The organism is Pseudomonas sp. MIL9, assembly GCF_016887925.1.
In the GTDB taxonomy this organism is placed as follows: domain Bacteria; phylum Pseudomonadota; class Gammaproteobacteria; order Pseudomonadales; family Pseudomonadaceae; genus Aquipseudomonas; species Aquipseudomonas mohnii.
This window is the reverse complement of record NZ_JAFEHE010000007.1, coordinates 195,884-206,477: the sequence shown is the minus strand read 5'-3', so window position 1 is coordinate 206,477 and position 10,594 is coordinate 195,884. Positions and strand designations below refer to the sequence as shown.

Sequence of the window (10,594 nt, the reverse complement as noted above, 5' to 3'; positions counted from 1 at the left end):
CTGGCAAGTGATCGTGTTCATGTTGGCCATGCTGGCCGGCATGTTGTTGTTTACTGCGCTGGAGAGCCGGCGCAGCCATTGATCGGGAGATCGGCCATGAAAGCGAACATTGGAACCATAGACCGCAGCCTGCGCATTCTCGCGGGCCTGCTTCTCATTGGCCTCAGTCTGTCCGGTGTGATCGGCGCATGGGGTTGGATTGGCTTAGTGCCGCTGGCCACTGGCATTTTCCGTTTCTGCCCTGTCTATACATTGCTGGGCATCAAAACCTGTAACAGTCGCTGAACGCCAGCCGTTGCACACTGGCGGGCGCCTGAAGGCGCCCGTGGTGGTTTGGGTACGCATTGCTGATCACGGCTCCTTGCCAAAGCCCGTTGGTAGATCAGCACTCCACTTCGTGTATCGAAAAGAGAATTCCATCATGAAACCGCATGTAGAAGCTTTTTTTGACTCCGCTACGTATACCTACAGCTATGTTGTCAGTGATCCGACTACAGGGCACTGCGCCATTATCGACTCGGTGCTCGATTACGATCCCGCATCAGGTCACACCTCTTGCAAAAGCGCGGAACGTTTAATTGCCTACGTGCGTGAGCAAGCCCTTACGGTGGAGTGGTTGTTGGAAACCCATGTACATGCCGACCATCTTTCCGCAGCGCAGTATCTAAAGCGCGAGTTGGGCGGCCAACTGGCCATCGGCGATCAGATCACGGTAGTTCAGAATACTTTTGGTAAGTTGTTCAACGTTGGCAGCGAGTTTGCCACCGATGGTCGTCAATTCGACCGGCTGCTTAAAGACGGTGAGCGCTTTTCGGTCGGAGGAATCGAAGCGCACGCCATCCACACACCGGGACACACACCGGCCTGCATGACCTATCTGATCGGTGATGCTGGCTTTGTCGGCGATACGCTGTTCATGCCTGATTACGGCACTGCCCGATGCGACTTTCCCGGTGGCGATGCGCGAAAACTATTCCGGTCCATTCAAAAGTTGTTCGAGTTGCCCGACGATACCCGTTTGTTTATGTGTCACGACTACAAGGCCCCGGGTCGAGATGACTACCGCAATGAAACCACCATTGCCGAGCAACGAGCCCATAACGTTCATGTGCATGAAGGCACTGGCGAAGCAGATTTCGTCGCCATGCGCCAAGCGCGGGACGCTACTTTGGGCATGCCGACACTTATCCTGCCATCCGTGCAAGTGAACATGCGAGCAGGTAACTTTCCTCCAGCTGAAGGCAATGGCACTTGTTACCTGAAAATTCCTCTCAATGTGCTCTGAAGGGCTGACGTTAATTGACATTCAGTGTCTACCAATGCCATCGCTGCCTGACAAGGGCAGTTGAACGCTCCAGGTCGTGGTTTAACACCCTGCCAGGGCCATGCGAGTCAACCCCACAGCTGAATCCATAAACGTCCAAGTAGATCGCCATTGTCTTAAACGATTCTGAGCGGAGCAGTTTCAAACTTTGTTTGAACAAGGAGATTTTAATGTCCGACCTGAACGATCCACGGGTGTTCTTTGCCGCTGAGCGAACGTTGCTGGCATGGAACCGGACCAGCCTTTCGCTGATGGCATTTGGCTTTGTGATTGAACGATCCGGGCTACTGCTGCAAATGCTAAAGCCGGGCGTTCTGAGTCCCCCGGGTAAACATATTTCGTTCTGGATCGGACTGGCTTTTCTGACGCTGGGTTCATGGGTTGCCTGCTGGTCATCCTGGCAATACAAAAAAGTGGTCAAGACCCTCAAGCCCGTTGAGATCCCTGTTGGCTACAGCGTCAATGCTGGCCCCGGCATTAATGTCATTACGGCAATCCTGGGCGTTTTGCTCATGGCCTATTTGTTCATCATGTGAGCTGGTTTGGCCTGGCTGACCTCGCTCGGCTTCCCACCATCGCTTCCGCATATGAGGGTCTAACGGCCGTACCATGGGCTCCAGACCGTTGCAGTCGGGCATTTTTTCGACGAGCATTCGCGCGAATGTGATCGACTCACATTTATTTCAAAACATTACTGAAAGCACCGAAATCGTCATCAGACAGAAATATATAAAGAATTAAATCGTCACTTCTCCGATAGGTGGGTACCTCCACTTAACTCCTTCCATTGAGGTGTTGTCGTGATGTTGCTGACTAAAAAAAGCTTGTCTGTGTTGCTGGCGTCCCTCTGCATGAGCGGCCTTGCTCATGCGACCGATGTTAACGGTGCAGGCTCCAGCTTTGTCTACCCGGTTCTGTCCAAGTGGTCGCAGGACTACAGCAAAAGCTCCAGCAACCGTATCAACTACCAGTCGATTGGATCGGGCGGCGGTATCGCTCAGATCAAGGCTGCCACAGTAGATTTCGGCGCATCCGACGCCCCGTTGTCCGCTGATGACCTCAAGGCCGGGGGTCTGGGCCAGTTTCCCAGTGTCATTGGCGGTATCGTTCCGGTGATGAATATTGAGGGTGTCGCGCCGGGCCAATTGAAGCTCGACGGTGAGACCCTGGCGAAAATCTTCCTGGGTGAGATTACTGTCTGGAACGACCCGGCTATCGTCGCTCTGAATCCGGGCATGAAACTGCCCGACAGCAAAATCACCGTCGTTCACCGTTCCGACGGTTCTGGCACCTCATATAACTTCACCAACTACCTCTCCAAAGTGAGCGATGGCTGGAAATCGAAAATCGGTTTCGGCACTACTGTGCCCTGGCCCGTTGGTGTGGGCGGCAAAGGCAACGAAGGCGTTTCCGCCTACGTGAAGCAGATCAAAAACTCAATCGGTTATGTTGAGTACGCCTATGCCCTGCAAAACAAGATGACGCATGCACAGTTGAAGAACGCCGCCGGGAAATTCATTCAGCCCAATTCCAAAGCGTTCCAGGCGGCTGCCGATACTGCCGACTGGGCTAACGCCAAGGACTTCAACCTGATCATGACCAACGCCCCTGGCGATAGCGCATGGCCGATCACGGCGACTACTTGGATCATCATGTACAAACAGCCGAAGAATGCCGAGCAAAGCCAAGCCGCTTTCAACTTCTTCAAATGGTCGTTGGAGAACGGTCAGCAACAGGCCTCGGCGCTGGACTATGTCGCCTTGCCTGACTCCCTGGTGAAGCGGATCGAAGGTTATTGGAAGTCTGACTTCGCCCATTGATCCAGCAAAACTTGAAAAACCCCTTCCTCAAGCAAGTTTTGCCTGGCGAAGGGGTTTGTTTGTGAGCAGACAAATTATGAACGACACAGTCCATCCCCTGGCCATGACCACTCACACGAGCGACGTTGCGAGTGATAGGCGTGCAACTCGCGATCAGCGTCATGATCTCTGGTTCAAGCGTTCAATGCTGGGCGCCGCAATGCTGGTGCTGTTGCTACTGGCAAGCATCGCTGCCTCGACACTTTGGGGCGGTAGTCTTGCGTTCAAGACCTTTGGTCTCGACTTTCTTACAAGCACTGAATGGGATGCTGTCAACAACCACTTCGGTGCTCTGGTGCCGATTTACGGCACCCTCGTGACGTCTTTTCTGGCGCTGCTGATTGCAGTTCCTGTCAGCTTTGGCATCGCGATTTTTCTCACTGAAGTAGCACCGCCCTGGCTGCGGATGCCCGTTGCCTCGGCGGTTGAATTGCTCGCGGGGATTCCATCGATTATCTACGGCATGTGGGGGCTGTTCGTTTTCGGCCCATTCATGGCAGAGCATCTATCGCCCTGGATCAATGACTATCTGGGTGAACTTCCTTTGGTGGGTTCACTGTTTCAAGGCCCTCCATTAGGCATCGGCATGCTGACAGCGGGCATTGTGCTGGCAATCATGATCATGCCCTTCATCACCTCGGTCATGAATGAGGTGTTTCGTACCGTTCCCACAACCCTCAAGGAGTCTGCGTACGCACTAGGCAGCACTACCTGGGAAGTGGTTTGGGACATCGTTCTGCCTTACACGCGATCCGCGGTCGTAGGGGGAATTTTTCTGGGGCTCGGACGCGCCTTGGGCGAGACCATGGCGGTGACTTTCGTGCTGGGTAATGCTCAACAATTCTCGGCCTCATTGCTGATGCCAAGCAGCTCCATTGCGTCAGTCATCGCCAACGAGTTCAGCGAAGCCTATACCGACCTGCATCGCTCCGCGCTGATTGCACTGGGCTTCCTACTGTTTGTCGTCACTTTTATCGTGCTGGCATTAGCTCGACTCCTGCTTATGCGGCTTTCACGCAAGGAGGGTCTATGACTGGCAACGAACGTCTCTACCAAATCCGGGCCTTCAAGAATCGACTGGCAATGGTGCTCAGTTGTGGTGCCACTGCTTTCGGCCTCATCTGGCTGGTCTGGATTCTGCTGACCACGGTGATCAACGGATTTCAGGCGCTTAACCTTCGCCTCTTTACACAGATGACGCCGCCGCCCGGTACGGAAGGTGGGCTGGCAAATGCTTTCTATGGCAGTGCCCTGATGTCGGCTATCGCCCTGCTCATCGGGACGCCTATTGGTTTGATGGCGGGAATCTGGCTAGCGGAATTCGCCCGACATTCGCGTCTGGGCAACACCGTCCGTTTTATTAACGACATTCTGCTGTCGGCACCGTCCATTGTGCTGGGCCTGTTCATTTACACCGGCGTGATCCTGCCGTTGAACCTGCTGACGAACCATCAGGTCGGTTTCTCTGCGATCGCCGGTGCCCTGGCATTGGCGCTTTTGGTGATTCCAGTCGTGGTGAGAACCACTGACGAAATGCTTCAGCTGCAACCCTCAACCATGCGCGAAGCCGCGCTGGCGCTAGGTGTCCCGCAATGGAAACTGACACTGCAAATCGTCTTGCGAGCGGCAAAAGCGGGTGTTGTTACCGGGGTTCTTCTCGCACTCGCCAGAATCACCGGTGAAACAGCACCGCTGTTGTTTACAGCGTTCGGCAACCAGTTCTGGAGCAGCAATCTGCTTAAACCGATTGCCAGCGTGCCCGTGGTGGTTTTCCAGTACGCCATGAGCCCATTTGAAGACTGGCACTCTTTGGCCTGGGCAGGCGCATTAGTGCTGACATTGTTTGTACTGGTACTCAGTTTACTGTCCCGCTTGATCCTTTTACGCAATAGGTTGACCTGATGAATAGCCGTGACCCTGCCAACGAGAAAACAAAAATTCGCGTTCGTGGCCTGGAGTTTTTTTACAACAACCAGCGCTCCCTGAAGTCCATCGATATGGATATTCCAGAGAAACGCATCACTGCAATCATTGGCCCTTCAGGTTGCGGGAAGTCGACGCTACTGCGGGTATTCAACCGCATCTACGCCATGTACCCGAAGCAGGAAGCGCGTGGCGAAGTGCTGCTTAACGGTGAGAATATACTCGCGCCTGGTTACTCGATGAACCGGCTGCGTAGCCATATCGGCATGGTATTTCAGAAGCCGGTACCGTTTCCGATGTCCATTTACGACAACGTTGCCTACGCCGTGCGTCACCATGAACAACTCTCCCGTCATGAAATGGATGCACGCGTAGAGCAAGCCCTCAACGGTGCCGCGCTTTGGGACGAGGTCAAGGACAAGCTCAAACAAAGCGCACAGAGTCTGTCGGGGGGCCAGCAACAGCGGCTGTGTATCGCGCGCACCATCGCATTGCGACCCCAAGTATTACTTCTGGATGAGCCGACCTCTGCCCTTGACCCGATCTCCACCGGTCGTATTGAGCAGTTGATCACTGAGTTGAAAGAGCAATACACCGTTATCATCGTGACCCACAACATGCAGCAAGCCGCACGTGTGTCGGACTACACTGCCTTTATGTTCATGGGCGAATTGATTGAGCATGATGTGACCGATAAGATCTTCACCACGCCAAAAGTGAAGCAGACGGAAGACTACATTACCGGTCGTTTTGGATAACACACCCTTCTTCATTCAGTACATCCGTAAGCGCTCAGTCCCTGGAGCTGCAAGGAGTTCGATCGCTTGGTGAGAACATTGGTGGCCATCGCCATAAGCGCATCGCTTGGAGGGTGGTTACGCAGCATTTTGGGGGCGAAGCTCAAGGGTTTGTTTCCAGGCATGCCCGCAGGAACGCTGGTAGCGAATGTGGCCGGTGGGTTCTTCATTGGCCTGGCCATCGGCTTTTGGGCTGATTTGCCACTTCTCTTCCCTCGCTGGCACCTTGCGATCATCACAAGCTTCTGTATAGGGCTTGCTGTCTTCTCAATAGCCTCGGCAGGATCTGCCTCGTTGAGCCAAAAAGTAAGGTTCATTCCCGCAATTGGGGCTATCTCGTTTCATGTCATGGCCGTGCTTGCGATGACTGCGTTGGGAGCGCTTACGTTCCAGTGGATAAACGACATCTAGAAAAGATCTGACCATAGGTTGGTTTGATATTTGGTTATGTGATTTCAACCCAGATTCAATCCTTGCGCAGAATGACAGAAAACAAAAAGCCCGGCGCGAAGTCGGGCTTTTTGTATTTTGGATGGGGCTGATAGCTCAGCAAAAACGAGTGTAATTCAAGGAGATCTATCGTGCGGCTAACACGTTCGCCGAGGTCGGTATCAGATATGAGCGGCACGTCAATCAGCCCTCGAAAAATAGAGAGTGTCCGGCACCAACAGAGGACTTGGAAGGAGCACCTTGGCAATGCCATAAGACAAGGTCGTTTTGGGCAGATCTGCTAATCATTGAGTGCTAGCAGGTGGTCGTCATTCTGGAGTCTATAATTTGGGGCGAGTGCGGTTGAACCCAAACACCGCAATCGGTTGACTTATCAGATTCAGCTCGCCCCTCCCCCCACAAAGGCAGCTCGAAATGAAAAACTCAAAATTGGCGGTGCTCATCCTCGCTGCTTCGCTTTCCCCCACCTGGGCGTTAGCAGCCGAGCAATCTCAAGTGACCCAGACGCAGCAACAAACGCCGAATATTGCCGAGTTCGATAAGCAGATGGCTCAGGCGCAAGAAACCTTCCAGAAGATGCAGGCACAAATGGAGAAAATTCAGCAGACCCAAGATCCCCAACAACGGCAGAAGCTCCTTCAGGAGCATTGGAATACGATGCAAAGTGGAATGAGCATGATGAACGGTATGTGGGGGCCGGGAATGATGGGGTGCTGCGGTGGTGGAGCCATGATGGGAAATGGACACATGATGCGTGGTGGCCACATGATGGGGTGGCAGGACTACTCGAACTTGCCCCCGGAGCAAAAGAGTCAACGCCAGTACATGATGGACCGGTACACGGGTATGCAGCAGATGATGATGAATCACATGATGTGGCACCAAAACTATATGCAGGGGCAGCAACCAGCCAAGCCTGGAAAGTAAAGTTTGTTAGCTGTTTTGATTGCGGAGTGTATTCTCCGTTTAACTCGGGACGCATTATTAAACTTTGCCCTTTCACCTATGGCATGCGGCCGGCACGGTAATGGCCATCCGCTTGTAGGGCTAAGTACGATGTCCATACAGATCTACTGCCCCACAAAGCTGGACGCTTTGCTTCTCAAACCCGCTCGACAAAACGCAATGCTGCTAGGTACGTATACGGGTTATGCCGCCTTGACCGTGCCAACGATATAAAACTCATGATCGCATCCGCTTGTTTACTCCTGCGAAGAGCCAGTTCGAGCGGGCTAAATATTATTTCAGGAGCTGTTTGCGGATACTCAACAGTTCGCGATGGCGCTCCTCACTGGTCTTTGGATATGACATTTTCAGTCCATCCAGCACATCTGAAAAAATCTGAGAGACGATTAGTCGGGCATTTTTCTTGTCATCGGCAGGCACAATATACCAAGGTGTCTCGGTCGTACTCGTTGCACTAAGACATTTTTCGTACGCCTGCATGTAGTCTTTCCAATACGTGCGCTCCTCGATGTCGGCAGCACTAAATTTCCAGTTTTTTTCCGGCTTATCGATGCGATCAAGGAAGCGTTTTCGTTGCTCTTCTTTCGAGAGATGAAGAAAGAATTTTACAACTCGGGTTCCGTTGCCTGAGAGGTGTCGCTCCAAATTGGAGATCGAACGATATCGGTCGCGCCAGACTGTACTCTTGTTTTCAAGAGCATCCGGGAGCCCCTCGCTTCGGAGAATCTCAGGATGGACACGGGCTATCAATACCTCCTCATAATACGATCGGTTGAATATGCCAATCCGCCCGCGCTCCGGTAAATCACGTGTAGTTCGCCAGAGAAAGTCGTGCTCCAATTCAGCCGCGCTGGGATGCTTGAAGCTGAATACTTGGCAACCTTGCGGATTAACCCCCGACATCACATGCTTGATGGCACCATCTTTTCCCGCCGCATCCATCGCCTGGAAAATCAGCAGAACGGCATAACGATTGGACGCGTAAAGAAGCTGTTGCTGCGCGCTCAATTGCGCAACATGCGCTCTCAAAAGCTTGCGATATTGCTGTTTTGATTTGTAGAAGGGTTCCACCTTAGTCGGCCACTTACGGAGATTGACCGCGTCGCCTTCCCGAACTTTAAAATCCTCTGAATTGATTTTCATATTCCGCCTTTCGGTGCCGCCGGCACGATTACTGGTTGCCTTGAAGCTGCATTGGGAACTCGCCATCTGATCATCGCAACCTTCAAAGTGTCGTTCAAAATTAAACAGGAGAACAGCGCATAACCGAATATTGCGAGCATCTGCCATCCAGGCAAAGGAGCGAGCCCCTTAATTCCTACGAACATCAGGACTGTTCCCGCAATGGCGTCCGCTATTAAAGCTGACATGAAGGTCTAGGCTAGGCTAAAACCAGCTGCGCTCTCGAGCAGACACGACTGAGAAAATGGCGAAGTAGAGGAAAATCCCATCGGCATTGAAAACGCCCGGACAGACGGCCCGTGCGGCCAGGCGGGGGGTGCGCTCCAGTGCTTATACTCAACCGGTGTTGACTCACTCTGGGAGAGCAATCATGCGCACGGTTCACGTCATCGACGCCGGAAATGTACCTGCGCCGGTCAATGTCGTCGGCGAGACGATCACCATTCTCGCTGGCGGCGACCTGAGTAAACCCTTTGAGGTGCATATCCAGGAGGGTGTGCAAGGTGGCGGTCCGCCGCCGCACTTTCATCCGTGGGATGAAGCGTTCCTGGTCATCGATGGCCAGGTTGAGGTGACGGTGGAGGGCAAGGCCACGACCATCTCGGCCGGAGGCTATGTGCACATCCCCGGCGGCTCGGTCCATGCGTACAAGAACATCAGCCCTACCGCGAGAATGATCGGCGTGGTGTCCGACCCGCGAGGCGGACAGTTCTTTGCCGCGATGGACCGCTTCAAGGTGCCCGACGACCTGCCACGGATCTTTGAAATTGCCAAGCGCTATGACGTTACCTTTCTGCTGCCCAAGCCGGATGCCACTTCAGCAGGCTGACCGCGTTATCGTTCTTCGCGGGCAAGCCCGCTCCCACAGGGATTTTGGGACGGCCACGGATCTGTGTTCACCTAAGATAAAACTGTGGGAGCGAGCCTGCTCCGGGCGGCGTTCCGACGATGGCGTCTGGCAGCCGACATCATTTCTGAATGTACCGCCGTCATCGCGGGCAGGCCCGCTCCCACAGGGATTTTGGGGCGGCCACGGTTCCGTGTTCACCGCAGATCAAACTGTGGCAGCGAGCCTGCTCCGGGCGGCGTTCCGACGATGGCGTCCCGGCCAATAACCTGATCTTCAGGCCGCCCCGCCCTTGGCCTGCTGTTCCAGATGCACCTGCAAATCCGGGGCGATGTTCAGGGCGGCCGCCAACTCATCCAGATAATTGCGCTCGGCGTCCTGCTGATCGTCGACCAGCATCACGCTGGCCAGGTACATTTCCGCGGCCATGCCGGGGTCGGTGGCCGACTGGGCCACTTCACTGGCATTGAGCGGTTTGGCGACTTCGGCATCAAGCCACTGCTGCAGTTGCGGGTCGTCGGTGTGACGGCCGATTTCAGTGCTGATCATCTGTTTTTCGGCATCGTCGATCCGACCGTCAGCCTTGGCTGCCGCGATTAATGCTCGAAGAATGGCGTGACTGTGTGCCTCGACTTCCGGGCCGGCCAACAGGTCCACGGTGCGGGGTGCCTGTTGCGGCGCGGCGGCCTGGCTGCGTTGCCAGGCTTGATAGGCCTGAAATGCCATCATTCCCAGGGAAGCGAGGGCGGCATAGTTGGTGCCGCCACCGGAACGCGAGGGGGTCGCGCCGCCCCTTGGCGAACCACCGCCGAGCAGGCCGCCCAGCAAACCACCCAGGCCACCCAGGCCACCGCTGCCAGCACCGGCAGCGCCGCCACCGCCCCCCAGCAGGCCGCCGAGCAACCCGCCGAGGTCACCGAGCCCACCTTGAGCCGACGCCCCACCCGCGCCCCGTTGCGACATCGAGCCCTGGCCGGCCCGCAATAATTGTTCGAGCAGATCGCTGGTGTTCATGACGACGTCCTCATCGATGAGAGTGATCCAGTCAGGCAACGATAGTCCTCGCACCCGATTGCGCCACCACCGTTTGGCTGACACGTCCTCTCCTCGCGGCCTTAGATTTATCCGCAGTATTTTTTTACGGCGCAGCTAAGATTCATGAGTGGTGAACCTTATTCCCGGATACCCGGTCGATACCTGCAACCCGACCCGGTTTGCCGCCGCCCGCCAGATGAGGGTGATGACT

12 protein-coding genes and 1 pseudogene are annotated in these 10,594 nt (G+C 54.6%); 11 read left to right on the top strand and 2 right to left on the bottom strand.

Translation table 11 applies throughout. The features are described from left to right. The 10 genes and pseudogenes from JQF37_RS31810 to JQF37_RS10255 form a co-directional block, all read left to right on the top strand. A pseudogene (locus JQF37_RS31810) lies at positions 1 to 82 on the top strand (YeeE/YedE family protein); the annotation flags it as partial. Positions 83 to 96: 14 nt separating this feature from the next. Continuing rightward, the gene (locus JQF37_RS10295) at positions 97 to 285 is read left to right on the top strand and encodes a DUF2892 domain-containing protein (protein ID WP_130210031.1); all 189 of its coding nucleotides are present in this window, start codon (positions 97 to 99) and stop codon (positions 283 to 285) included. 136 nt (positions 286 to 421) lie between these two features. Continuing rightward, a complete protein-coding gene (locus tag JQF37_RS10290) occupies positions 422 to 1,285 on the top strand; it encodes an MBL fold metallo-hydrolase (protein WP_130210029.1) in 864 nt (287 codons plus the stop codon). Between the two features lie 209 nt (positions 1,286 to 1,494). After that, complete coding sequence (locus tag JQF37_RS10285) at positions 1,495 to 1,860, top strand: DUF202 domain-containing protein (protein ID WP_130210027.1); 366 nt, start codon at positions 1,495 to 1,497, stop codon at positions 1,858 to 1,860. Between the two features lie 267 nt (positions 1,861 to 2,127). Continuing rightward, complete coding sequence (gene pstS / locus JQF37_RS10280; RefSeq protein ID WP_130210025.1) at positions 2,128 to 3,144, top strand: phosphate ABC transporter substrate-binding protein PstS; 1,017 nt, start codon at positions 2,128 to 2,130, stop codon at positions 3,142 to 3,144. Between the two features lie 76 nt (positions 3,145 to 3,220). Continuing rightward, positions 3,221 to 4,216 (top strand): phosphate ABC transporter permease subunit PstC, encoded by a 996-nt coding sequence (gene pstC, locus JQF37_RS10275; RefSeq protein ID WP_130210039.1) that lies wholly within the window; start codon positions 3,221 to 3,223, stop codon positions 4,214 to 4,216. Next, entirely contained in the window at positions 4,213 to 5,085 is an 873-nt protein-coding gene (gene pstA / locus JQF37_RS10270) for a phosphate ABC transporter permease PstA (RefSeq protein ID WP_130210023.1), read from the top strand. The genes pstC and pstA overlap by 4 nt, the downstream gene beginning before the upstream one ends. Then, positions 5,085 to 5,864: a phosphate ABC transporter ATP-binding protein PstB gene (gene pstB / locus JQF37_RS10265; RefSeq protein WP_204149626.1), complete on the top strand. Its 780-nt coding sequence runs from the start codon at positions 5,085 to 5,087 to the stop codon at positions 5,862 to 5,864. Before pstA ends, pstB begins: the two co-directional genes overlap by 1 nt. A 69-nt stretch (positions 5,865 to 5,933) precedes the next feature. Then, complete coding sequence (locus JQF37_RS10260; RefSeq protein ID WP_321197689.1) at positions 5,934 to 6,314, top strand: CrcB family protein; 381 nt, start codon at positions 5,934 to 5,936, stop codon at positions 6,312 to 6,314. A gap of 453 nt (positions 6,315 to 6,767) precedes the next feature. Further along, positions 6,768 to 7,280: a hypothetical protein gene (locus JQF37_RS10255; RefSeq protein WP_130210017.1), complete on the top strand. Its 513-nt coding sequence runs from the start codon at positions 6,768 to 6,770 to the stop codon at positions 7,278 to 7,280. A 312-nt stretch (positions 7,281 to 7,592) separates the two neighbouring features. On the opposite strand, the gene JQF37_RS10250 is transcribed toward JQF37_RS10255, so the two are convergent. Next, positions 7,593 to 8,462, bottom strand: a complete 870-nt coding sequence (locus JQF37_RS10250; protein ID WP_130210015.1) for an ADP-polyphosphate phosphotransferase — start codon at positions 8,460 to 8,462, stop codon at positions 7,593 to 7,595. A gap of 409 nt (positions 8,463 to 8,871) precedes the next feature. On the opposite strand from JQF37_RS10250, the gene JQF37_RS10245 reads away from it, so the two are divergent. Then, positions 8,872 to 9,330, top strand: a complete 459-nt coding sequence (locus tag JQF37_RS10245) for a cupin domain-containing protein (protein ID WP_130210013.1) — start codon at positions 8,872 to 8,874, stop codon at positions 9,328 to 9,330. Between the two features lie 294 nt (positions 9,331 to 9,624). Here the strand turns inward: JQF37_RS10245 and JQF37_RS10240 are convergent, their stop codons facing one another. Continuing rightward, positions 9,625 to 10,362 carry a tellurite resistance TerB family protein gene (locus JQF37_RS10240; protein ID WP_130210011.1) on the bottom strand — a complete coding sequence of 246 codons (738 nt, stop codon included), beginning with the start codon at positions 10,360 to 10,362 and terminating at the stop codon, positions 9,625 to 9,627. Between the last annotated feature and the right edge of the window lie 232 nt (positions 10,363 to 10,594).

Bases quoted from the DNA above. Each gene is read 5' to 3' on its own strand.
- JQF37_RS10295 (WP_130210031.1), top strand. From the start codon at position 97: ATGAAAGCGAACATTGGAACCATAGACCGCAGCCTGCGCATTCTCGCG.
- JQF37_RS10290 (WP_130210029.1), top strand. From the start codon at position 422: ATGAAACCGCATGTAGAAGCTTTTTTTGACTCCGCTACGTATACCTAC.
- JQF37_RS10285 (WP_130210027.1), top strand. From the start codon at position 1,495: ATGTCCGACCTGAACGATCCACGGGTGTTCTTTGCCGCTGAGCGAACG.
- pstS (WP_130210025.1), top strand. From the start codon at position 2,128: ATGTTGCTGACTAAAAAAAGCTTGTCTGTGTTGCTGGCGTCCCTCTGC.
- pstC (WP_130210039.1), top strand. From the start codon at position 3,221: ATGAACGACACAGTCCATCCCCTGGCCATGACCACTCACACGAGCGAC.
- pstA (WP_130210023.1), top strand. From the start codon at position 4,213: ATGACTGGCAACGAACGTCTCTACCAAATCCGGGCCTTCAAGAATCGA.
- pstB (WP_204149626.1), top strand. From the start codon at position 5,085: ATGAATAGCCGTGACCCTGCCAACGAGAAAACAAAAATTCGCGTTCGT.
- JQF37_RS10255 (WP_130210017.1), top strand. From the start codon at position 6,768: ATGAAAAACTCAAAATTGGCGGTGCTCATCCTCGCTGCTTCGCTTTCC.
- JQF37_RS10250 (WP_130210015.1), bottom strand. From the start codon at position 8,462: ATGAAAATCAATTCAGAGGATTTTAAAGTTCGGGAAGGCGACGCGGTC.
- JQF37_RS10245 (WP_130210013.1), top strand. From the start codon at position 8,872: ATGCGCACGGTTCACGTCATCGACGCCGGAAATGTACCTGCGCCGGTC.
- JQF37_RS10240 (WP_130210011.1), bottom strand. From the start codon at position 10,362: ATGAACACCAGCGATCTGCTCGAACAATTATTGCGGGCCGGCCAGGGC.